The following is a 22391-nucleotide window of genomic DNA, read 5'->3' as shown; positions in this document are numbered from 1 at the left end:
AAACAAGTACCCTTCAAGAAGGCGGAGCGTACAGGAAGAAACTATTTTCTGGAGTTTGAACAAGGGAAAACCCTTGTCAGGCAGCTATTCAACAGGCAGAGAACTTCAAGGAAAAACAACTTCTCCTAAACTTCTGCCCTCTGCCCTCAATCTTCTGCCTTGTTTAAAAATTGACTTGACGAACATGGCGAATTACAGTGTCCGGTAATTTTAAAGGCACCGGAGATAATTCTATGATTTGTACATTTTCCATCGGAATCACCAACAAGCGATCGCCGAGTTCTAACATCAATTCTTTTGAACTCAAAACCCGTTCAATATAACTGGCTAACCGGGCTTTTTCCTCTTGGGGAGAATCAAACTCAAAACAATCCGATTGCCCGTTAATATAGCGAATGGTCAGACGAACGGAGCGAGATTCGGGGATCTCATTGATCATCTCAAAATTCCTTGATGAAGGGTTACGCAAATCAACAATTGTATTCGGGGATTTCTTCAAGCCTCCTGGCTCCTGCATAACTGCCTTTTGAAGTAGATTGACACTCCCGACACCCAAACCGAAGAAAAACCTATCGACGACGTTGAGCTAACTTGCGGTAAACATCACGCAGATCGGCTCGGTGATAAGCAATTGCAACTAAAGTGTGATAAAACAAATCCGCCACTTCCGAAGCGATCGCCTCTGTATCATTATCCTTACACGCCATCACGACTTCTGCCGATTCTTCCCCGATTTTTTTCAGAATTTTATTATCTCCCCCCGATAACAGCTTGCAAGTGTAAGAATCTTCTTTGGGATGATCGCGGCGATCGCAAATCACCTGAAAAACCTCTGACAAAAGATTACCCGGTATTGCATCAAAGCCGGATTGTTCTGCAATCGACTCAGACTCGACTAAAATTAATAAAGATTCACTAACCGGGTCATATCGCAATCCGGCGATCGCCAGATCCGATCCAAGTTCAACAACAGAACCCTGATAATCATAAACTCGTTGATCGTCCCAAGTCTTCTGTAAAGAGTCGGGACTCATCCAGACCAACGTGAGGACCCGACCCTCCAAACCATCTTGGATAATGGCGGGGATCAATCCTTGTGGGTTGTAACGAATTTTATCAATTGGGATCAACTGGCTCAGTGAAAGGGATTTTGACGCAGACATAAATAGAGCAAGTGTAACGAAGAACACCTAACCTGTATAAAATATCATTTTGTCGTCAAATCTATCTGTGATTTAGGATTATCCTCTATCTTTGCAATCGTTGCATCTACAGAACCCGAACACCGGAGTTTAAGGAGATATAAACAGTGGTAACAACTCCATTGAGAACAACAAAGTCGGAAGAAATTTTTACAGCCGCTCAGAAGCTCATGCCAGGGGGCGTTAGTTCTCCGGTCAGGGCATTTAAATCTGTGGGTGGACAACCCATTGTATTCGATCGCGTGTTGGGTTCCCACGTTTGGGATATCGACGGGAACGAATACATTGACTATGTTGGCACTTGGGGGCCTGCGATCTGCGGCCACGCTCACCCGGAAGTAATTTCAGCTTTAAAAGCCGCCTTAGATAACGGCACCAGTTTCGGGGCGCCTTGCGTCTTAGAAAACGTGTTAGCCGAGATGGTGATCGAAGCGGTTCCGAGCATTGAAATGGTGCGGTTTGTCAACTCGGGAACCGAAGCCTGTATGTCGGTGTTGCGGCTAATGAGAGCCTTTACCGGGCGGGAAAAAATCATTAAGTTCGAGGGCTGCTATCACGGTCACGCCGATATGTTCCTGGTGAAAGCGGGTTCTGGGGTGGCGACTCTGGGTTTACCGGACTCTCCGGGGGTTCCCAAATCCGTGACCGTAAACACGCTCACCGCTCCCTACAATGACCTAGAAGCGGTGAAAAAACTGTTTGCGGAGAATCCGGGCGAAATTGCGGGAATCATCCTAGAACCGGTTGTGGGCAACTCTGGGTTCATTGTTCCTGATGTCGGCTTTTTGGAAGGGTTGCGGCTACTCACCCAAGAAAATGATGCCCTATTGGTGTTTGACGAAGTGATGACGGGTTTCCGCATTGCTTACGGCGGCGCTCAAGAACGCTTCGGGGTAACGCCGGACTTGACCACCTTGGGTAAAATTATCGGGGGCGGTTTGCCGGTCGGAGCCTACGGCGGACGTCGGGATATTCTGTCTCTGGTGGCGCCTTCGGGGCCGATGTATCAAGCGGGTACGCTGTCGGGAAACCCGTTGGCGATGACGGCCGGAATTAAAACCCTGGAATTGTTGCAAAAACCGGGAACTTACGAATATCTCGACAGCATCACCAAGAGATTATCCGATGGGTTGCTGCAAATTGCCCAAGAAACGGGTCACGAGGCTTGCGGCGGCCAAATTAGCGGGATGTTTGGGTTTTTCTTTACCTCCGGCCCCGGTTCATAACTACGAGGATGCCAAGAAGTCGGACTTAACGAAGTTTAGCCGCTTCCATCGGGGAATGCTCGAACATGGAATTTACCTGGCGCCTTCGCAGTTTGAAGCCGGGTTTACTTCTCTGGCTCACACCGATGATGACATCGATAAAACGTTAACTGCGGCTCAAGAGGTGATGTCAAACCTCTAGGCTTTTGAGTGGGGAATGAAAACCCGGTTTCGCAGGAGAAATCGGGTTTTTGTGATCTAAGAAATCTTTGAAAAATGTATTATGTTCGGTAAAATTTGGCGATCGCTAAAAAGTTGGTTGGCTCGACTGAGAGGAAGAACTTCCCGGTCTAGAAGCCGCGAACCGTCTGAGGTTGAACCGCCAACCCCGGTTAATCCCCTCAGCGATACGGGTTATGAAGCGTTGTTTTTGCACCTGTTAGATGGGGTTGAGCAAGGATGGGAACGGACTCAAGTTTTAGACTATCTGGGAAACCGGATGAATGACCGTTTTTTTAAGTCTTGGTTGCAGCGGTTTGGGCGAAAATTAATCGAGTCTCCTTTACCTCAAAAACAACTGGCTGAACGAATGATTAAACTAGGTCAAATGGATTGTGGAGATGTTAGCGAAATTGCCGCAGAATGGGGAGAAACTCTACAAGAAAAACCGACCCGTGCTTTGAGTGATGCCGAATATCAACAAGTCTTTCAACAGGTGTTAGAAGGGGTGAGTTTGGGTTGGGAAGGTGCGGAAATTGAACAGTTTTTTGAGAAGTTGGGCGAACAGGGAAAACCGGAAATTTGGGTGAATTGGTTGGGGGAATACAAGCGGCGAGAACTAACAGCATCTCAGCCCAATTATGAATTAGCACCGTCGCTATTATTACTGGGAGAAAAAGCCGTTTCTGTCGTGCAATGGCAACCCTTCGGAGAACTGGCGATCGCGATGGGAAACGAACTGTTAGACCAGCAAGAAAACGAATCGATTTGGGAATATAACGGGCCGGATCGGGTGGAGTAGGGCGGGTTAATGAGCAGAATTCATCTTGAATATTAATTAAAATATTGCCTCAAAACCCGCCAAACTTCTCAACAATTTAGCGATAATTGGTAAACTGCAAAGCCACCGGCAAATCTTCTTGCTTCAACCGCTGAATAATTTCCTGCAATTCATCCTTAGACTTAGCAGAAACTCGCACCGCATCCCCTTGAATAGAAGGCTGAACCTTTTTAAATTCATCCTTAATCAATTTGGTAATTTGTTTGGCGATATCTTTATCAATTCCCCGTTTCAGCTTAATTTCTTGTCGAACCCGGTTTCCACTGGCCGATTCAACTTTACCATAATCAAAGATTTTCAGGGAGAGATTCCGTTTGGCAGTTTTAGTTTGTAAAACCGTATGAACCGCATCCAAAGTAAACTCGCTGCTGGTATTAACGGTAATCGCATCCTCACCCAATTCTAGAGTAGTATTGGTATCTTTGAGGTCGTAGCGACTGTTAATTTCCCGCATGGCTTGATCAATTGCATTGACCAATTCTTGACGGTCAAAATCGCTAACGATATCAAAAGATGAAGTAGAAGCCATAACTATCTATTGTTGATAACGAACAAAAAAATCAGACCTTGAACTGAATGTCTATCAAGAAACGTGAGGTTAATGGAAATAACGATAACCCAACTAACCCAACTGATTAACCGCGAGCAAACTGAGAACAAATAAAATCGTGATACAAGTTGAACCCACAGCAAACATGAGGGAACGGGCTAAGGGAATATTTAAAATATAAAACACAGAATAGAGAAGCCTCGCGACAACAAAAGCGATCGCACAGACGGCTGCTAATTGTGAATCTTGTCCCGTAACATAGGCGCATAAGGCGGCCGCAGAAAACAGCATAAACGCCTCAAAAGAGTTTTGGTGCGCCCAAGTCGCCCGTTGAGCAAAGGGGGGCAGTTTATCAAACATAGCGCGAGGTGCGCTCATATCGTAGCCCGCTTGTAATCGACCGTAAGCCACCAATAAAAATGGCAGATAAACTAGCACGAAAGCAACAAAAATTGCATCAACTAGAATTGCCGATGTTGGCAGTTCCAAAATCCCCATTGATCGTATTTCCTCATCTCATCAAAGTCTAGTCAAAATAGAACAATGTCACAATTTTGCGTTGATTTTCTGCTTCCTCACAGGTGGTGAGCAAGGTGTGACTATCGTGAAACGCAAAACAAATTAACTGTTGACATCGAGAAACAATCTCTTGATTGCACAAGGCGCTCGCTTCGGCCAGAGATAAAGTATCCCCTTTAGGATTTTCCACCAAATGGATCACCTGTTCAAGTTGTAGGCGCGACTCTCTGGGCTGACGTTCCATACTTTGAGGTAAAATGACCGTCAACAAATTCGGATCGGCTCGCATGGCTCCTCGGATGGCGGCGGAATTTGTACCTGTGGCCCCCGATGTAATAATGTGATTTCCCCCCAACGCGAGCGCATAGCTCATCAGTTCGATGAGGTTCTGATGAGTTAGGGGAACATGACGAGATCCCAGCACAGCAATTCGCTTAGAACCTGTTTGCTGGATGGCTGCGAGTTCTTCTAGAAATTCATCTACTCTAGGCAGATCGATGGATTGACTCAAGGATATTCTTATCAAATAGCAAGACAACCCTGTTGATTGTAGCAAATGAAGTCGCTATTTTTCGATTGATCTCAAACCATCTTGGAAATTTGCAGGCCGACGCTAGCCATTACCCGTCGTTTCAGGGGTGTGAGTCTCTGTCGCCGGTTCGAGAGCGGCTTTCGTCCAAGCTTCTTTTTGAGGGGAAGCGGCATAGTAACCGGATAAATTCTGTTGGGGTTTTGCCGAATTCACCACCACTCCTAAAACATTATGTCGGGACAATTTGAGAGATTCTAGGGCTTGATTGAGCAAATTTTTATCGGTTTTTTTCAAACGAACCACCATCAATAATCCATCGGTATGGGGGGCTAAAATTTTACTATCAACCACATCGGTACAGGGCGGGGTGTCGTAAATTACCCAATCGTAGTTTGCACAAAAAACCTTCATCAAGCTTCTCATTTTATTGGAAGAAAGTAACTTGGTGGGATCGGGGGGAATTTGACCTGCGGTTAACACAAATAAATTCTCAAACCGGGGGACTTTTTGTATCACTTCATCGGCATCGACATCGGTATTAATCAAATTGCTGAGTCCGAATTCATTGGTTAAATTAAATTGTTCGTGAACTTCAGGCAATCGTAAGTTAGCATCGACTAATAAAACGCGATTTCCCATTGCCGCAGCAGCTTGGGCAAAATGCACGGCTACGGTTGATTTACCATCACTTTGAGACGGAGAACTGATGGTAAAAGATTTAATGGGCGTATCGGAACTGAGAAAACCAATATTTGTACAAAGGGTGCGAAAGGCTTCGAGAAAGGGAAGGAAATTGTAGCCCAAAACAAAGGGAATTTCGGCTTCGTTCAATTCCCCGACATCGGCGTTAAACTGTTCGCCCTGCATTTGCTGTTCGCTTTGGATTTGCTCCCAAGCTTTGAGTTTTTTGTTGTGGGGAATTACGCCCAAAATCGGCAATTTGGTTTTGTCTTTGATGTCTTCATCGGAGTAGAATACATTGTCGAAACGTTCGAGTAAAAAGGCAAAAGCAATCCCCGCAGCCAAACCGCCAAAAATTCCGGTCATTATTTGATTAATTAAGTTAGAGGCGGGCGCTCCGGGACGAGCGGGAGGGGATAAAACTTGCCAAGGAACTTCGGTTTGAGCGCCTTCTATTTGTAGGGATTCTCGTTTTTCTAAAAAGCGGTTGAGGCTGTTGGTTGCGATGGTTAAATCTCGCTGTAAATCGGTATATTGACGGTCTAAGGTGGGCATTTGTTCGAGTTGGCGGTTGACTTGGGCTTCGGCTTGAGAGATGGCATTTAAACGAACTTGTAATAATAATAATTCGTTGGTGACGGCGGCGACTTGAGATCCTAAAACTTGTTGGACTTCTTGACGCAATAAGGGCATTAAATTTTGACGTTGATTGAGTAAGTTTTGAATGGGGGGGCTGTTGGAACGATACTGGGTTGATTCTAAAGCAATTAAAGTTTCGATTTGCCGAATTTGACCGATTAATTGTTGATAATTTGCCGAAGCATTTAAAGCGGCGATCGCGCCTTCCTCTTGTTGTAAAATAGAATAGCGGGTTTGAACTTCAACCAATTGTTTTTGAATTGCAAATTTTTCGGCGGATAAACTTTCAGCTTGGGCGGATAATTTTTGGGCTTGAGTTTTGGGATCGATAAAATTATATTGCTGTCGAAAGGTTTCGAGTCGGGCTTGTAGGGTGTCAACTCTGTTAATTAATTCGGGTAATTGTTCATCGACAAATTGCAGCCCTTGGCGGAGATTTGTTTGTTGTTCTTGTAGAGAATATCTTAAATAACCAACGGCCAACTGATCGAGTACAAATTTCACCCGATCCGGATTTGAATCTTGATAACGAACGGTTAATATTTTGGTTTCGCCCTGTCTAAAAATTGATAACCTGCTGACAATTGCTCCGTAAGTTAATCCGGGATATTGTTGAAAAATGCCATTTTCAATAATTCGATTAATCAGTTGGGGACTTTTTAAAATTTGGATTTGAGTCTCATAATCTAAAGAAGTTTCTTTAACTTTACCGCCGTAACTATTCGTTGTCAGTCCGGCGAGTTTATCCGAACTTTTTACGGGTTCGACTAACAGTTGAAAACCGGATTGATACACGACTGGTTTTCTAAGGGCTTGCCATGTCATCCCCGACGCCACCGCAAAAGCAATACTGGTAATTAACAGAATTCTGCGCTGAATAATTGCCAAAATTTGACCAAAATCATTTCCTTCTGATTCCGGGGATGAACTGATTTGATTTTGATAAAGGGAGGGGAGAGGCGTTAGGGATTTTTGAGATTTTGATGAAAGTATTTTTTCGGAGTTGGATGGAGTAGCCATAGGATAAACTGTTAAAATAAACCATTAATCATCGGTATCCGGTTGTAGAGGATTAACGCCGAAAGGGTTTTGTAGAATGGAGGAAAATTGAGTTTGAGTGATGAATTGATCCGGTTGAATTGAGTTGCGATTGAAAGTCCGAATAATTCCGCAAAAGCAAAGGGTTAGATTTGGCGGCAAATAAAAGAGGATGACCCCCTTTTAAACCGGAGGCATAAACACCCGAACTTTCAGAGGTTAAAATTGCCAAAGTTAAAACAGTCAGGATAGAAACCCGCATGAACGTTGTTTGGATGCTTGACTGAACAAAGAAAAAATCTGTAAAAAATGGGAATTAAAAAGGGGAATAAAAGCGGATTTTGCTCACATGATATCACCCCTAAAACATCAAAAATTATCAAGAAAGACTATGTAGATCTACGAAGTGTTTGTGGCCGATCAGGAGATTGAGAAAATTTACTGTTTATCGATCCGGATCGCGACAGCATAACTCGTATATTGGGACAGCGTGCGGAAGTGAACTTCCGTATATTTTCGAGTTGGGGGGCTTAATGTTGCTACTTCGATGATAGAAATATTGAATTGATTATGAGTCCGATCAATAATTCCGCCCTAAGCTGTGTTGCTACCGCTGTCGGCTGTACGCTGACCGGGATGGCCGTCAACGAGCATCTCAACCCGCCCAACCAGACCACCGGCCCGATTAAACTGGGCATCCAAGAAAATCCCCTGATGAACGCTGAGGATTTAATGATTGCCGCCTCAGATGGCGTGGAACCGTCGGTTGCTCCCCCGGAACAGATGTTCACCCAAGATTTGACCCCTTCGGTGAAGGCCGATGATGTTTCCAACTTTGTCCCGAAGCAGCCTGAAATTTGGCAACGGTCGCCGTTGGACATTGGTAACTTGGTGGCTGAGGCTCGCCCGCTTCCCCGGACAGAACGGCTCAATGTCAAGCCGATGGGGAATTTCAGCGATGAGTATTTCCCCGACTATCTCAACTTTGATCAACAGGGATCGCCGCCCGAACCCCTGGAGATGGCGATGGAAAAATTACCGGAGCCAGAAATTACCCGTAAACCGATGTCTGTTTCTGATTTTCCATCGGGGTTAGTGCCGGTTCCCGCTCCGCCTCCTTTGTTTGAAGGTGAAGCGATCGCCTCCGAATATATTATTGCACCTGATGCGATAATTAGCAATAGTTTTGAGGGAATTTCTCGAAATAATATTGATCGCCCAGATCGAGCGATCAATCCTTCTTTGAGTCAGTATATTGTTGAACCTCAGTCGATGATCCGGGTGAGTCCTCAGTTGCCGCAGGCGAGAGAGAATTTATCAGCTAAAATGCCAGAATTTTCGGTGGCAAATTCGGCAAAATTGGCGGCTCAATATGTGGTGGAACCTCGCCGAGTGATGGCGGTTTTTCCGGCGGAACAATCCGGGCAAATTTCCGAGGTAAATCATCTCGAATCTTCAAATCCGATAGTTTATATCAATTCGAGAGATAATTCCCCTCAAACAACGGTTGCATCTGGGGTTAATTCTCAACCCTCGGCGATCAATTCCAAACCGAAGTTACTGCAAAAATTAGTTGAACCGTATCAATTCCCGTCGGAAGTGATGGCAGATGAGGAAGTTTATCCGCCAAGTTATACCCCTGAAAATAATCAAATTGATGCGGAGATAGCGGCTAATTCGTTAAAAGATAAAGCGGAAATTATTGTTGCGGTTGAGCCGGAGTTTGATAGCGCTTCAGAATCTATCATTGAAGAATCCGAGGAGGAAATTGAACAGATGCCAAGTTTGTTAAAAAAACTGGTTGAATCTTACAGCGAATCGTCAGACGTTATGCACGATATTAAAGTTTCTCCCTCTCCCCTGAAAGGTTCAGAATCAAAATTTGCCCGTTACTAATCATTCCCTAAATAATCGGGAATGCCGAAAAGAGTTAGCTGAATAGATTAAAAAGATTTTTACATTTCTTAAATTATACCGGATGAGTCCGGATAGTCAAGTTTTCCTCTGAAAAAAGGAGTGGAAACAAAACCCGTTTTTTTGGGAAAATCCGGTTTAGTTTATCTTCATTAACTCAGTCTTTATGACGCAAAAATCTACCGAGTTAATTATTGAGTCTGGTCGTGTAGAACGCCAATATTGGCAAGATTTGTGGCGATACCGAGAGTTGTTTTACTTTCTATCTTGGCGGGATATTTTAGTCCGTTACAAGCAAACAGTTATCGGGATTGCTTGGGCGTTAATTCGACCTTTCTTAGGGATGGTTGTATTTACGATTGTGTTTGGTAAAATCGCAAAACTACCCTCGGAAGGCGTTCCATACCCGATTTTAGTCTTTGCTGCAATGCTTCCTTGGCAATTTTTTGCCAATTCCCTAACCAACTGTAGTAATAGTTTAATCGGGAATGCTAATTTAATTTCTAAGGTTTATTTTCCGCGATTGATTGTTCCAGTGAGTGCGGTGGTTGTTAGTTTTGTTGATTTTTTAGTTTCCGGAATTATTTTATTAGGATTAATGGCTTGGTATAACTTTATTCCAAGCTGGCGAATTCTGACACTACCGTTATTTATTTTGATTGCATTTTTGGCTGCTGTGGGAGGCGGGCTATGGTTTGCATCATTAAATGTAAAATATCGTGATTTTCGCTATGTTGTGCCGTTTGTCGTTCAGTTTGGTCAGTATATTTCCCCCGTCGGATTTAGTAGCACGATTGTTCCCGAAGACTTGAAGTTTTATTATTATCTCAATCCTTTAGTTGGTGTGATTGATGGATTTCGTTGGGCAATTATTGGCGGAGAAACTCAAATTTATGGGTTGGGATTTAGTTTTTCTATTGGATTGGTTTTACTAATATTTGCTACGGGAGTTTGGTATTTCCGAAAAACAGAGCGAACTTTTGCCGATGTCATTTAATTTGCTAAAAATTTTAGAAAATCGTCATGTTAAAAACATATGTATGAGACAATTATTCAGGTAGAAAAATTGGGCAAAAAATACATCATCGGTCATCAAAAACAGGAGTCTTATGCAACCCTGCGAGATCAGATGGAAAAGGGAGCCAAGTCTTTAGCCCAAAAAGTTATTAACCCTTTTATCAATAAAAAATCCGATCCAATTCGTGAAGAATACTGGGCGTTAAAAGATGTCTCGTTTGAGATCAAACAAGGGGATAGAGTTGGAGTTATCGGTCATAACGGGGCGGGGAAATCAACCCTGTTAAAAATTTTGAGTCGAATTACAGAACCGACAACAGGAAGAATAAAAATTTCCGGCAGAGTTGCCAGTTTATTAGAAGTCGGGACGGGATTTCATCAAGAGTTAACCGGGCGAGAGAATATCTTCCTTAACGGGGCAATCTTGGGAATGAGCAAGGCAGAAATTAAACGAAAATTTGATGAAATTGTCGCCTTTTCTGAAGTTGATAAATACATCGATACACCCGTAAAAAAATATTCTTCAGGAATGCGAGTTCGTCTGGCTTTTGCAGTCGCCGCCCATTTAGAACCCGAGATTTTAATCGTTGATGAAGTCTTGGCTGTTGGGGATATTGCCTTTCAAAATAAGTGTCTCGGAAAGATGGAAAACATCACCGAAAATGAAGGCAGAACGGTATTATTTGTTAGCCACCAAATGGCGGCAGTTCGCAAGTTGTGTAATGTGGCTTATTGGCTAGAACGGGGAAAAATACGGGAAACCGGAGCAGTTGATGACGTTATTGATTCCTATGAAAACCAGATGATTAGTCGGGCTAGCTCTCAGTTAAATGGCAAGATTGTTAATCAGGAATATGGGCTTGAACTTCACAGTATTGATGCTTTTATCGAAGATGATGAAACCACATCAACACTCAAAGTAGAAGTCAAAGGTTATGCTCAAAAACAAATCTCTCGTTTAGCAGTAGCCGTTCGGATAACGACTTCTGATGGAGTTCTTGTTTCTAATATTTGGCCGAGGATGGCTAACTCATTTTTAGATAATATTCAAGGGGACTGGAATTGTGTTTTTAAATATCAAGATATTACTCGATATTTAGGGGGAGGTGATTATTTGATTAATATCATGGTTAGTCTGCCGGGAAGGGGAGTGATCTTTAAATTAGAAGATGCTGCAATCATTAATATTCCACCCGTAGATATCTATGGTTCAGGAAATTATTTTTCCTGGCGTCAGAATGGATTTGTCCCGTTACCCGTTCAATTTTCTTATAGTTGCAAGTAACTAAGCCAAATGCTAACAACTTTTAAACAAGCTATACGCCCTTATTTCATTTCTCTAACATCTGTAGATAAATTAGAGAAAAATTTGAATACTTGTCCAATAGTATTACCGCCCGAGAAAGTAGAGACATCAGAAATTTTAAAGATGCCTTTATACGATTTATCTCAGGGCTTAAAACAAAATTATTACGTGACACCGACGGTTTATAAAACTGATTTGAAAAATGTCATGTATTGTCCGGCTAGTAATTTATTATTTAGTTCGTATAAAAAAATAATTGTAGATTCTAGTAGCACGGTAAAAACCAAGGAAAAAATTGCGAAGTCAGTCAATATCAGAAAGCTATATTTCAGCAATCCCGAAACAATTGAAGGTGATTGTACCGTGTTTCACACCTTTGCCAATGGTAGTAACTATTATCACACTTTAATCGATCATATTCCCAGACTTTATACACTGCACCACAAGAGTTATCAGAGCCTTAAGGAAATCAAAGTTTTATGTAACTCAGAATTAACAAAAGTTGAAAACTTTTTTCTTGAAAAATTACTCCCCAAAAATGCTAGAATGACTTGGGTAGACCAATCGAAGCTCTACTCATTAGATCGGTTGATTTTCTTGGGATATTTAAGCCGTCGCTTTGCTGGTTTTTTGCCTTCAACTTACCTGGATTGGTTTCTAGAAAAAGTTAGACCAAACAAACTTAGAGAAAAAAAGAATCGCATTTTTATATCGCGAAAAAAAATCACGGATAAATCTACACGCTGCATTCTTAATGAAGATGAATTTTTTAGTGTTTTAAAAAAATATGGATTCAAAAAATATGTACTTGAAACCCTCTCAATAGAAGAACAAATTGATTTGTTTTATAATGCAGAGTTTGTTGTCGGTGTTCACGGTGCGGGATTGACTAATATCATTTTCTCAGAAAAAATTAAACTTTTAGAATTACATCCTATGCAATCTATTTTTCCCCACTATTACTACTTATCAAAGTCTCGGAAACATTCTTACTTGTATTGGTGCGCTCAAGAAAAAGAGAAAGATACTAATTTTGAGGTTAATCTTGGCGAAATTGAACAGATAATTAAATCTAATTTTCCTTGATCGGTTAGCCTCATTTTAAGTTCAATTAAAGACAGCAAGATAATGAACAGGTAAAAACTTATGAATCTGAAAAAAACTTACATAATTTGCTCGACAATGAGAAGTGGAAGCACTCTACTCTGCGATCTCCTAAGCCATACCAAATTAGTAGGTCAGCCTCAAGAGTTTTTTCTAGCCGAATGGGAGAAAAAAAGTAAGTTAGACTCTAGTAACTATCCAGAATATCTTCAAAAAACCCTGGAGTCATTTGCATCTTCTAATGGTGTCAGTGGTGTTAAGTTAATGTGGTGTAACTGTCAAGAAGTTCTGCAAAGATTGCATGAAACTTCTGAGACTACATCAAAGTCTGATTTAGAATTGTTGAAAGAAGTTTTTCCCAATCTCAAGTTTATTTTCATTTCTCGCCGGAACAAAGTTCGCCAAGCCATATCCTTAGCTCGTTCAATTAAAACAAAGCGATGGAATAAATATCAGGATAGTCAAAATCCGGGCAAAATCTCATTTAATCGATACGATAATATTTCCAACTCACCGAAAAATCCTTATCCTTATATCAGCCCTGGAACGGTAGAGGTTTACCTCTCTCAGATAGAGAAAGATGAGAAGGCGTGGTTTCAGTTCTTTGAAAATAATAATATTGAACCACAAATAATTATCTACGAAGAACTTGCTCAAAATAAACAGAAGAATATTGTTGATGTTCTCAGCTTTTTAGAAATTCCAGTTTCCGAGGATATAAATTTTAATTCATCCTTTAAAAAGCAGGCGGATTTTTACACTGATTTATTGCTTGTTCAATATCGTAGTTATACCCTTTTCAAAAAATGGGTTCCCCCTAAAATTTTTAAAAGGTTGTCTTTTTTGAAAAATAGGTTTAAGAATAGGGGTAAACCAGCAAATTCAAAAAGTTAGTTACAAGTCGGCTAAACCGGAGTAAATCATACCATGAAATTGGCATATTTTGGTCATCATAAGTCGGGATCAACTTGGATTGAAACCTTAATTAAACAAGTTTGTTATCTCGTTAATCTCAAATGTCAGATTGCTAGCAATCCTCAGCTATTCGATTTTGATTTGGATAGCTATCTTCAAAACGAAAATATAGATTTTATCTGTTATACAAACGCGAATATTCACTTTATAAAACCTATCTTAGAAAAGATAAAAGGCTTTCACGTTATTCGAGATCCTAGAGATATTGTTGTTTCTGCATATTTCTCTCATCGATATAGTCACTCTACCCATTATTGGCCGGAGTTGAATGATTATCGTCAGGAATTAGAACACTTACCCAAGGAAAAAGGCTTACTTTTTGTGATAGACTACCTCTCCTATATGAAGGTAAATGGAGTGGAATTAAACATCTTTGGAGAAATGCAGGAATGGAACTATAATCTCCCAAATATCCTAGAAATTAAGTTTGAAGAAATGATTGCAAACCCTTATAACAAGTTTCTAGACCTTCTGCAATTTTTAGACTTGCTGGATGACTCTCCGTATATTTCCGTTAAATCTATGTCATCCTATTTAGTTAGCGAAACTCTCAATCGAGGCTTAAAAAAAATAAATCCTTCTCATAAAAATAAGATGAGTTTTAATTCAAAAATTTATGCTTGGCAAGCATTAAATATTGTCTATGAACATGATTTTTCTCGCTATGCAAGAGGCAGAAAACCCGGAGAAGAAGATGTCAAATCTCATAATCGAAAAGGAGTTGCTGGAGATTGGAAGAATCACTTTCAAGAAGAACATAAACAGTTTTTTAAAGACAAATACGGTTCACTTTTAGTTCAGCTTGGCTATGAAGAAAACAACGACTGGTAAAGCTTTTAAGAGTGATTCTGTAATCAATATTTGCATTGTCACTCCTCACTATCCAACTCGACATCTAGTTAATAGTGGAATTGCTAATCATTTTTATGAATTGGCAAATGGATTAAGTCAGCTTGGTCATCAGGTTCATGTTTTATTTGTCAGCGATCAAAATTTAACAGAGGATGATATCCTAGCAGAAGTTTCAGAAAACCAGAAGGTAAAAATCTATCTTCATCCCATTTCAATTAAGTTACCCAACTGGATTGAAACCGGGTTTAAAGGTAGATGGGCGCAAATATTAATCCTGAAAAAAGTTTGGACGATTCTGCATACAAAAAAATTTTTAAGCCAACTTGTTAAAAAACATGATATCGATGTGATTGAAACAACAAGTTATGATTTTCTTTGTCTGGCTTACTTGTTCAAACGTAATCGTCCCCTAATTGTAACGAGGGTTTCAACAACACTCAAACAAATTAATAGAGATCATTATGAATTTGTTTCTAGAGCGATAAAAATAGCATCTGCTTTAGAAGGGTTAATGATTCGTTTTAGCGATTGCTTAACCACTCATACTCTCGCCCATCGAGATGAAATTTGTAATGACTTTAAAATTAATCAAGATAGATTTAAGATTATTCCTCATGGGATTAAACTCCCAGAAAAGATAACGTTTGAGAAATCATATCAACCCTTAAAAAAGATTAATGTTCTCTATGTAGGCCGTTTTGAATATCGTAAGGGGATAGATGTTTTGCTAGAAGCAATTCCCCTAGTTTTAGAAAAAATGAATAAGATTTATTTTACCCTTGTCGGCCAAGATAAAGATTATAATTATCAACATAAATTGCAAAATAAATGGGGTAAAAATTTTAATGATCGTGTAAATTTTATTGGAACAGTAAACTCGCAAACTTTACATCATATGTATCAAGAATGTGACTTATTTGTTGCTCCCTCGCGTTATGAATCTTTTGGTTTAATTTATGTGGAAGCCATGAGTTATGGAAAACCTGTGATTGGCTGTAAAACAGGAGGTATTCCCGAAGTGATAGAGGAAAAAGTAACAGGCTTACTCGCTCAACCCGGTGATTCAAAAGACTTGGCTGAAAAGATTTTAAAACTTGCTGGTGATGCTGATTTGCGTCATCAGATGGGTCAACAGGGTCGTCTGCGAGTTGAACGGCTTTTTAGTCGAGAACAAATGGCTAAACAAACAATTAAAAATTACTCGGTGATTTTGCCATGAACCCAATTATCAGTGTAATTATCTGTACACATAATCCTCGACCTGATTATATTAGTAGAGTGTTGGAGGCATTAAAATATCAAACATTACCGATAGAGCAATGGGAACTCTTACTCGTTGATAATGCGAGTCATCAACTACTTTCATCAGAAATTGATTTAAGTTGGCATCCAAATGCTAGACACGTTCGAGAAGAAAAGTTAGGCTTAACAACTGCTCGATTGCGAGGATTTAAAGAAGCGCTTACAGAATTATTTGTCTTTGCAGATGATGATAATGTTCTGAGTCCAGATTATCTAAAAAATGTACTTGATATTTTTACAAATTATCCCAAATTAGGAGCATGGGGGGGGCAGAACAATACCCGAATATGAAATTAAACCCGAGCCTTGGATATCCGAAATTAGCGGACTTTTAGGGCTGCGTGATTTAGGAAATGGCTTTCAAGTATGCTACTGGGAAGAAACATCAATTCAGTCTCTAAAATCCTCAAAGCAATTGAAACAATATCCTGATTTTTCTCCCATTGGTGCGGGACTGGTATTGCGACGAGAAGCAGCAGAATTTTATGCTCAACAAGTGACGGAAAGTCAAACCAGACTTGCACTAGGTCGCACCGGAAAAAAACTAATTTCAGGCGAAGATAATGACATTGTTTTAACAGTTTTAGAAGCCGGTTGGGGTGTGGGTTATTTTCCTCAACTTCAATTAACTCATTTAATTCCCTCCAGTCGCCTCTCAAAAAACTATCTTGCCAAGTTAAATCGAGCCATGTCACGTTCTTGGATTCAAGTATTAGATACACATAAAATTCGACCTTGGCTAAAAATCCCTCGTTGGACAGTTTTACCCCGAAAAATTAAAGCCTTTTTCCGTTATAAACCCTGGAAAGATCCAGCTTCATACATTCGATGGCAAGGTGCTTGTGGAACCTTTGAAGGATTGGGTGAGTTAACAAATCATAAATCAGTCAACTGATCGCCAAATTATTATTTTAGAGGAGTCCGTTTTTATGTCTTTAGACTTATCGATTATTATTCCCGCCTACAACCGAGTAGATTTATTGAGATATACATTAGAAAGTGTAGCCAGAGGAATCCAAAATTTACAGGTTGAAATTTTAGTGGTTGATGACGGTTCAGAACAACCCTTAGCGAAACAATTAACCGACTTTAATCACTTGCAAATCAACTTTATTCGTCAAGAAAATCAAGGCTCAATTATAGCCAGAAAAACGGGTTTAAAGCAAGCCAATGGAGAGTATATCTTATTTCTAGATTCAGATGATCTGATTCACCCAGATAAACTTGTTTCTCAAATTAGTCAAATGCGGAATCAAGAAGCTGATGTTTCTTATACTGACAAGGCTGTTACAACATTAATAGGTTCCTATGATTCATTAGTTTTTCAACCCCATGGAACCTTACCGACAGTGAAAGATGCTACTGAATTTTACTTAAAAGTGCAGCCAATGCCTCACAGTCCAATTTATCGACGCTCCTATATTCAAAAGCATTTAGAAAATCCATTGGTTCCTGAACATCAAATTTTTGACTCAGTTGGAGATGTTTGGATTTACTATAATTTAGCACTTTATCCCGCAAAAATTATTAAGGTTGATGGCTATTATACAATTGGAACTCAACATAATGAGGAGAGATTTACACAACACTGGGAAAAGTTAGGAATAGCATCCTTGGCTTTAATGTCAGTGTTTATCAAAAATTGTCCAAAAACTGAAGATACTCTAAAAGTACGCGAACAGGTTGGTGAATGTGCTTTTATGTCTTGGCGAAGATTACCAACTCACTTTAATCAAACCTTTGAAAATATGATGTTAAATATTTGGATAAATTCACCTAAAACTTCATGTTCAAGACTGGGTGGAAGAAATTTTCAGCGACTTGCTAAAGTTGTGGGTGTTGAAAATGCTGCACGTATTTTAAGATGGATTCAAAGACCCAACTATTCAAAAATTAAAACAGTTAGTGAATCTGAATTGAAAGAGTTAGTCAATCGGTTAGTAACAATATAATTATCAGGAATATATGAATAAATCACTCAAGCAATTTGCTAAATCTCTGCACTTAGGAGTTGTCGCTTATCGGCTTTATTACGCTCCCAAAGGTTTGATGCAGAAATATATACGTCGAGATCCAATTAGACGTGCGATAGATGAGCAAGCACGTCAACAGATGGAAGCAGCAGCTTATCAACTTCAACCCATTGAAATACAGAGTCCTGATTCACCTCTAAACATTCACTTTTTAACCGGTCGAAAGTTTTGGTATCAAACTTGTTTTTGTGCTTACTCAATGGCTCTTTATTCTCCGAGTAATATCCGGCCAATCATTTATGATGATGGAACTTTAGCAAACAAGTATATTGAACAAATTAAGCGAATATTTCCTATAACAAAAATAGTTTTTTTAAAGGAGATAGAAGAACGCCTAGACCAATATTTACCTATCAGTAAATTTCCTTATCTTAGAGAACGCCGTGCAAATTATCCAAATATGCGAAAGCTCACTGATATTCATATTGGTTCTTCTGGGTGGAAGTTAGTGTTGGACTCAGATATGCTTTTCTTCCGAACTCCAACCTTTCTAATTGACTGGTTGAACTCTCCCAATAAACCCTGTCATATGGTCGATGTAGAGACTTCCTACGGTTATTCAGAGTCTTTAATGAAATCTTTAGCCGAAGCTGAAATTCCTCAACGCTTGAACGTTGGAATTTGTGGCTTAAAGAGTGATGAAATTGACTGGGAACAGCTAGAATATTGGTGTCGAATTTTGATTGAAAAAGAAGGAACTCATTATTACCAAGAACAGGCTCTTACTGCAATGATTATGGCAGGTAAACCTTGTGATATTGCTCCCCCGAAAGACTACATTGTGAAGCCAACAAAAGAAGAAGTTGTTAGTCAAAAAGGAATTTTACATCATTATGTAGCCGACTCAAAACCTTGGTATTTTCGCCACGCTTGGAAACTAATTTTCAGCAAAAAAATCCCTAATAAGTGAACTTTAAACTCTATGTTGAGGATTCATTATGAAACCACTGGTCTCTATACTCATTCCTTGCTATAACTGCGAAAAATGGCTAGCTGAAACTTTAGAATCAGCTTTAGCGCAGACTTGGAAAAACTTAGAAATTATCATTGTTGATGATGGTTCAACAGATAACAGTTTAGCAATTGCGCGGAGTTTTGAATCGGAAAATCTTAAAGTTATTCATCAGCAAAATAGGGGGGCGAGTGCGGCAAGAAATCAAGCGTTTCACGAAAGTCAAGGAGATTTTATTCAATACCTCGATGCTGATGACCTTTTAGCATCTGACAAAATAGAGCGTCAAATTCAACTTTTAGGAGATAGCAACTCTGAATTTGTAGCAACTGGAGAATGGGCAAGATTTTATAAAACACCTTCTGAAGCTGTGTTTAAATCTCAACCTCTTTGGAAGAATATGTCACCCATTGACTGGTTAGTTTGTGCTTGGGAAGGAGAGTGGATGATGCACCCTGGAGCGTGGCTTGTACCTCGTAATATTGCAGAGAAAGCGGGTTTTTGGAATGAAAATTTATCTCTAGATGATGATGGTGAATACTTTTGTCGGGTTGTTTTAGCGAGTCAGGGCGTTAGGTTTTGTCAAGGTGCTAAAGTTTTTTACAGATCTGGTATTTCAGGGAGTCTAAGCGCTTCTAAATCTCGAACCGCATGGGAATCAGCTTTTCACTCTCTAGAACTTCGCACCAGCTATCTTTTAGCAATAGAAAATAGTTCTTATACACGTCATGCTTGTGCTACTGCTTTTCAACGTTTTATTTACAATAACTATGTCAATAATGTACGGGATTTAATTCGTAAAGCAGAGGAGAAAGTTAAATTTTTAGGAGGATCGGAGATTAAACCCATTGGCGGGCCTCGGTTTCAGATATTAGCTGAAATAGTAGGTTGGAAATCAGCCAAAAAGATTCAATTAGTTTTCAATGATTTAAAACAAATATTTTAACTCAAAACATCAAGATAAACAGATAGTATTTATCAAGATAAGATAAAAAAAATCGTCATCTCGGATATTTATATTAACCCTTAAAATAGGATAAAAGAATTAGAATGCGAATCTTTTTAGTCTGTCAACAGTCTCTTAAAAATCACTTAGTTCCAGCTTACCAGTTTTGGGAAGACTACTTTAAAAAAGGAATAGAAGAAGCGGGACATGAATGGGTTGAAGCTCAAAACGTTGATTGGGCTGAAGGTTTAGTATATTTAGATAAAAAAGCCTTAAACAAATGGCGCGATCGCACTTGGTCTTTAACCCTTTCCGCAATTAAAAAAGAGCATCGTAAAAAACCGATCAACCTATTTATGAGCTATCTGTTTCCGAAACAAGTTGAACCTACGGCCCTTAAAGAAATTCAAAAATTAGGAATTCCTTGCGTTAACTTTTTCTGTGATAATATTCGAGAGTTTACCAAAATACCCGAAGTATTTTATAACTTTAATTTACACTGGGTTCCAGAATTTAAAGCGATAAAAATGTATCAAAAAGCCAAACAAAACTATGTTTATGCTCCTATGCCTGTCTGGATTCCACCCGAACAAAGAACGTGGGATCATCCAGAACACTACGGTGTCAGTTTCATTGGTTCGCGAGATATTCAGCGAGAAGCATTATTAGCTCAAGTCTTGAATTTGGGTATTTCTTTAGAAATTCGAGGAGCAGCCTGGAATAAAGCTGAAACTCTGAGTTCAACAGTTATAAAACCGGAAAAAACCATTTACAAAACTCTGGTAAACCAGGTCAATTTTTTGACGAAAAATGGAATCAATGCTTGGTATGCAAAAGCAACCTATAAACGTCAAAGGAGAATACCTGATGATTATTTTAAAGATGCAGTAAAACCGAAACCTGATCCTCAGGAATATGTCAAGATTATCCAACAAAGTTGTATAACTTTGGGGATTAATCGCTATCCTAGCTATCAATATCCCTTTTCAAAACCAGATACTTATTCTCGAATGCGAGATATTGAAGCCCCGATGATGGGAGCTTGTTACTTGACAGAATGGACAGAAGGATTAGAACATCTTTATGAGCTAGGTGAAGAAATTGAAACCTATCGTACTGCTGAAGAAATGGTCGATAAAATTCACAAGTTAGAAGCCGAACCAGAACGACGAAAAAAAATGCGTTTTCAAGCTCAGAAACGAGTATTTTCACAGCATACTGTCGGTCAAACAGTTGATAAAATTATCAATAAACTCGGATTAAAAATTTAGTCTTAACCAATGTGTTATCTAGCTATTTCAAAAAAAAATTATGGCTAAAATTTTAATTTTAATTGGTGGTCATCTTTGCACCGCACCTCGCCCTCAAAAAGAAGCAGACGCTTTAGCCGCAGTCGGACATGAAGTCACTGTGAGAGGTTTCTGGTTTGATCCCGAACTGGTAGAACGCGATCGCCTGATTTTAGCTACAAAAACATGGCAATTTTTACCCATTATTGACTTTCAACCCACTCATAAAATCAAGAATATTATAGTTAGAATAAAGGCGAGAATTGCCAAAGAAAAATATAAACGATTTGGCACATTTTCACCGGAGTTATTAGGCTATGGTGCAACTGCCATGCTGCAAGTCGCTCGTCACACTCAAGCCGACTTAACTATCGTTCATTCTGAAGGTGGACTTTGGGTAGGAAATCAACTTTTAAATGAAGGTTTTTGTGTGGGAGTTGATTTTGAAGATTGGTTTTCAGAAGATTTGCTTCCCTCAGCCCGTGCAACTCGACCCATTCATCAATTAAAAACATTTGAACATCGTCTAGCTAGAAACTGTATTTACTGTTTGACCACTTCTCATGCTCTCGCCGAGGCTTTTTCTGAGGCTTATCAAGTACCCAAACCGACAGTAATTTACAATACATTTCCGGCAAAAGAACGCTTCTATATCGATGGAAAAACGCTCGATAAAATCAACTCAAAACTTCCTTCTTTGCATTGGTTTTCTCAAACAATAGGGCCGGGACGAGGCTTAGAAATTTTGTTTAAAGCTTTACCCTATCTGCAAACCCCTGTTGAAATTCATTTGCGGGGTGACTATCCCAAAACAGCACAGCAATGGCTACAACAGCAAGTAACTGACGAGTGGCGCGATCGCATTTTTATTCATCCAACTGTTCCCAATTCCGAGTTATTATCTCGCATTGCTGAACATGATATTGGTTTGGCACTAGAACAAGCCGATATTCCTAGCCGAAATCTTACCATTACTAATAAACTTTTTCAATATTTACAAGCAGGTTTAGCTGTCATTGCTACGGACACAGCAGGACAAAAAGAGATTTTTCAGGACTGTCCTGAAATTGGTCAGTTACTCACAGATAATCATCCTACTCTCTTAGCTGAAGCGATTGAAAACTTACTGCAAAATCCGGAAAAGTTAGCTAGAGCTAAAGCGGCGTCACTGCAAGCCTATGAAAATAAATTGGGTTGGGAAAAACAAGTTAACTTGCTCTTACAAAGATCGGAACTTTCTCGAATTCAGAGAGCGAAAAAATTAGAGTAAAATTT

22 protein-coding genes and 1 pseudogene are annotated in these 22391 nt (G+C 39.8%); 16 read left to right on the top strand and 7 right to left on the bottom strand.

Annotated features, from left to right (window positions below):
• Positions 1-163 precede the first annotated feature (163 nt).
• Positions 164-439: a hypothetical protein gene (locus ACL6C3_RS12705; RefSeq protein ID WP_413167527.1), complete on the bottom strand. Its 276-nt coding sequence runs from the start codon at positions 437-439 to the stop codon at positions 164-166.
• A 130-nt stretch (positions 440-569) separates the two neighbouring features.
• On the bottom strand, positions 570-1163 hold the full coding sequence (gene hisE / locus ACL6C3_RS12700; RefSeq protein ID WP_413167526.1) for a phosphoribosyl-ATP diphosphatase: 594 nt from the start codon (positions 1161-1163) through the stop codon (positions 570-572).
• A 146-nt stretch (positions 1164-1309) separates the two neighbouring features.
• Here hisE and hemL point away from each other — a divergent pair.
• Both hemL and ACL6C3_RS12690 read left to right on the top strand, forming a co-directional pair.
• Positions 1310-2609: pseudogene (gene hemL / locus ACL6C3_RS12695) on the top strand (glutamate-1-semialdehyde 2,1-aminomutase).
• An 81-nt stretch (positions 2610-2690) separates the two neighbouring features.
• Positions 2691-3428, top strand: a complete 738-nt coding sequence (locus ACL6C3_RS12690) for a hypothetical protein (protein ID WP_413167525.1) — start codon at positions 2691-2693, stop codon at positions 3426-3428.
• Between the two features lie 76 nt (positions 3429-3504).
• Here ACL6C3_RS12690 and ACL6C3_RS12685 read toward each other — a convergent pair whose 3' ends face one another.
• From ACL6C3_RS12685 to ACL6C3_RS12665, 5 genes are all read right to left on the bottom strand, one after another.
• On the bottom strand, positions 3505-3996 hold the full coding sequence (locus ACL6C3_RS12685; protein ID WP_413167524.1) for a YajQ family cyclic di-GMP-binding protein: 492 nt from the start codon (positions 3994-3996) through the stop codon (positions 3505-3507).
• Between the two features lie 93 nt (positions 3997-4089).
• Complete coding sequence (locus ACL6C3_RS12680) at positions 4090-4515, bottom strand: MAPEG family protein (protein WP_413167523.1); 426 nt, start codon at positions 4513-4515, stop codon at positions 4090-4092.
• 28 nt (positions 4516-4543) lie between these two features.
• Positions 4544-5047, bottom strand: coding sequence for a DNA recombination-mediator protein A (locus tag ACL6C3_RS12675; protein ID WP_413167522.1), 504 nt, complete (start codon positions 5045-5047; stop codon positions 4544-4546).
• A 102-nt stretch (positions 5048-5149) separates the two neighbouring features.
• The gene (locus tag ACL6C3_RS12670) at positions 5150-7408 is read right to left on the bottom strand and encodes a GumC family protein (RefSeq protein ID WP_413167521.1); all 2259 of its coding nucleotides are present in this window, start codon (positions 7406-7408) and stop codon (positions 5150-5152) included.
• A 52-nt stretch (positions 7409-7460) separates the two neighbouring features.
• On the bottom strand, positions 7461-7688 hold the full coding sequence (locus ACL6C3_RS12665) for a hypothetical protein (RefSeq protein WP_413167520.1): 228 nt from the start codon (positions 7686-7688) through the stop codon (positions 7461-7463).
• Positions 7689-7996: 308 nt separating this feature from the next.
• Here ACL6C3_RS12665 and ACL6C3_RS12660 point away from each other — a divergent pair, with 308 nt between their 5' ends.
• From ACL6C3_RS12660 to ACL6C3_RS12595, 14 genes are all read left to right on the top strand, one after another.
• Positions 7997-9322: a hypothetical protein gene (locus ACL6C3_RS12660; protein WP_413167519.1), complete on the top strand. Its 1326-nt coding sequence runs from the start codon at positions 7997-7999 to the stop codon at positions 9320-9322.
• A gap of 184 nt (positions 9323-9506) precedes the next feature.
• Positions 9507-10337 carry an ABC transporter permease gene (locus ACL6C3_RS12655; protein ID WP_413167518.1) on the top strand — a complete coding sequence of 277 codons (831 nt, stop codon included), beginning with the start codon at positions 9507-9509 and terminating at the stop codon, positions 10335-10337.
• A gap of 39 nt (positions 10338-10376) precedes the next feature.
• On the top strand, positions 10377-11642 hold the full coding sequence (locus ACL6C3_RS12650; protein WP_413167517.1) for an ABC transporter ATP-binding protein: 1266 nt from the start codon (positions 10377-10379) through the stop codon (positions 11640-11642).
• Positions 11643-11651: 9 nt separating this feature from the next.
• Positions 11652-12749 (top strand): glycosyltransferase family 61 protein, encoded by a 1098-nt coding sequence (locus ACL6C3_RS12645; protein ID WP_413167516.1) that lies wholly within the window; start codon positions 11652-11654, stop codon positions 12747-12749.
• 60 nt (positions 12750-12809) lie between these two features.
• Positions 12810-13661, top strand: a complete 852-nt coding sequence (locus tag ACL6C3_RS12640; protein WP_413167515.1) for a Stf0 family sulfotransferase — start codon at positions 12810-12812, stop codon at positions 13659-13661.
• Between the two features lie 33 nt (positions 13662-13694).
• Positions 13695-14573, top strand: a complete 879-nt coding sequence (locus ACL6C3_RS12635) for a sulfotransferase domain-containing protein (protein WP_413167514.1) — start codon at positions 13695-13697, stop codon at positions 14571-14573.
• Positions 14551-15813 carry a glycosyltransferase family 4 protein gene (locus tag ACL6C3_RS12630; protein ID WP_413167513.1) on the top strand — a complete coding sequence of 421 codons (1263 nt, stop codon included), beginning with the start codon at positions 14551-14553 and terminating at the stop codon, positions 15811-15813. The genes ACL6C3_RS12635 and ACL6C3_RS12630 overlap by 23 nt, the downstream gene beginning before the upstream one ends.
• Positions 15810-16187: a glycosyltransferase family A protein gene (locus tag ACL6C3_RS12625; protein ID WP_413167512.1), complete on the top strand. Its 378-nt coding sequence runs from the start codon at positions 15810-15812 to the stop codon at positions 16185-16187. Before ACL6C3_RS12630 ends, ACL6C3_RS12625 begins: the two co-directional genes overlap by 4 nt.
• Positions 16188-16311: 124 nt before the next feature.
• Positions 16312-16791 (top strand): hypothetical protein, encoded by a 480-nt coding sequence (locus ACL6C3_RS12620; protein WP_413167511.1) that lies wholly within the window; start codon positions 16312-16314, stop codon positions 16789-16791.
• Positions 16792-16825: 34 nt separating this feature from the next.
• The gene (locus tag ACL6C3_RS12615) at positions 16826-17848 is read left to right on the top strand and encodes a glycosyltransferase family 2 protein (protein ID WP_413167510.1); all 1023 of its coding nucleotides are present in this window, start codon (positions 16826-16828) and stop codon (positions 17846-17848) included.
• A gap of 13 nt (positions 17849-17861) precedes the next feature.
• On the top strand, positions 17862-18839 hold the full coding sequence (locus tag ACL6C3_RS12610; protein WP_413167509.1) for a glycosyl transferase: 978 nt from the start codon (positions 17862-17864) through the stop codon (positions 18837-18839).
• A 28-nt stretch (positions 18840-18867) separates the two neighbouring features.
• A complete protein-coding gene (locus ACL6C3_RS12605) occupies positions 18868-19827 on the top strand; it encodes a glycosyltransferase family 2 protein (protein WP_413167508.1) in 960 nt (319 codons plus the stop codon).
• 104 nt (positions 19828-19931) lie between these two features.
• Positions 19932-21098 (top strand): glycosyltransferase, encoded by a 1167-nt coding sequence (locus ACL6C3_RS12600; protein ID WP_413167507.1) that lies wholly within the window; start codon positions 19932-19934, stop codon positions 21096-21098.
• Positions 21099-21138: 40 nt separating this feature from the next.
• Positions 21139-22386 (top strand): glycosyltransferase, encoded by a 1248-nt coding sequence (locus ACL6C3_RS12595; protein ID WP_413167506.1) that lies wholly within the window; start codon positions 21139-21141, stop codon positions 22384-22386.
• The last annotated feature ends 5 nt before the right edge of the window (positions 22387-22391 follow it).

It is taken from the genome of Capilliphycus salinus ALCB114379, assembly GCF_047276495.1.
Taxonomy (GTDB): Bacteria; Cyanobacteriota; Cyanobacteriia; order Cyanobacteriales; family Microcoleaceae; genus Capilliphycus; species Capilliphycus salinus.
Note: the sequence above shows the minus strand (reverse complement) of the source record. Positions and strands in the feature narration are given on the sequence as shown.

Bases quoted from the DNA above. Each gene is read 5' to 3' on its own strand.
- ACL6C3_RS12705 (WP_413167527.1), bottom strand. From the start codon at position 439: ATGATCAATGAGATCCCCGAATCTCGCTCCGTTCGTCTGACCATTCGC.
- hisE (WP_413167526.1), bottom strand. From the start codon at position 1,163: ATGTCTGCGTCAAAATCCCTTTCACTGAGCCAGTTGATCCCAATTGAT.
- ACL6C3_RS12690 (WP_413167525.1), top strand. From the start codon at position 2,691: ATGTTCGGTAAAATTTGGCGATCGCTAAAAAGTTGGTTGGCTCGACTG.
- ACL6C3_RS12685 (WP_413167524.1), bottom strand. From the start codon at position 3,996: ATGGCTTCTACTTCATCTTTTGATATCGTTAGCGATTTTGACCGTCAA.
- ACL6C3_RS12680 (WP_413167523.1), bottom strand. From the start codon at position 4,515: ATGGGGATTTTGGAACTGCCAACATCGGCAATTCTAGTTGATGCAATT.
- ACL6C3_RS12670 (WP_413167521.1), bottom strand. From the start codon at position 7,408: ATGGCTACTCCATCCAACTCCGAAAAAATACTTTCATCAAAATCTCAA.
- ACL6C3_RS12665 (WP_413167520.1), bottom strand. From the start codon at position 7,688: ATGCGGGTTTCTATCCTGACTGTTTTAACTTTGGCAATTTTAACCTCT.
- ACL6C3_RS12660 (WP_413167519.1), top strand. From the start codon at position 7,997: ATGAGTCCGATCAATAATTCCGCCCTAAGCTGTGTTGCTACCGCTGTC.
- ACL6C3_RS12655 (WP_413167518.1), top strand. From the start codon at position 9,507: ATGACGCAAAAATCTACCGAGTTAATTATTGAGTCTGGTCGTGTAGAA.
- ACL6C3_RS12650 (WP_413167517.1), top strand. From the start codon at position 10,377: ATGTATGAGACAATTATTCAGGTAGAAAAATTGGGCAAAAAATACATC.
- ACL6C3_RS12645 (WP_413167516.1), top strand. From the start codon at position 11,652: ATGCTAACAACTTTTAAACAAGCTATACGCCCTTATTTCATTTCTCTA.
- ACL6C3_RS12640 (WP_413167515.1), top strand. From the start codon at position 12,810: ATGAATCTGAAAAAAACTTACATAATTTGCTCGACAATGAGAAGTGGA.
- ACL6C3_RS12635 (WP_413167514.1), top strand. From the start codon at position 13,695: ATGAAATTGGCATATTTTGGTCATCATAAGTCGGGATCAACTTGGATT.
- ACL6C3_RS12630 (WP_413167513.1), top strand. From the start codon at position 14,551: ATGAAGAAAACAACGACTGGTAAAGCTTTTAAGAGTGATTCTGTAATC.
- ACL6C3_RS12625 (WP_413167512.1), top strand. From the start codon at position 15,810: ATGAACCCAATTATCAGTGTAATTATCTGTACACATAATCCTCGACCT.
- ACL6C3_RS12615 (WP_413167510.1), top strand. From the start codon at position 16,826: ATGTCTTTAGACTTATCGATTATTATTCCCGCCTACAACCGAGTAGAT.
- ACL6C3_RS12610 (WP_413167509.1), top strand. From the start codon at position 17,862: ATGAATAAATCACTCAAGCAATTTGCTAAATCTCTGCACTTAGGAGTT.
- ACL6C3_RS12605 (WP_413167508.1), top strand. From the start codon at position 18,868: ATGAAACCACTGGTCTCTATACTCATTCCTTGCTATAACTGCGAAAAA.
- ACL6C3_RS12600 (WP_413167507.1), top strand. From the start codon at position 19,932: ATGCGAATCTTTTTAGTCTGTCAACAGTCTCTTAAAAATCACTTAGTT.
- ACL6C3_RS12595 (WP_413167506.1), top strand. From the start codon at position 21,139: ATGGCTAAAATTTTAATTTTAATTGGTGGTCATCTTTGCACCGCACCT.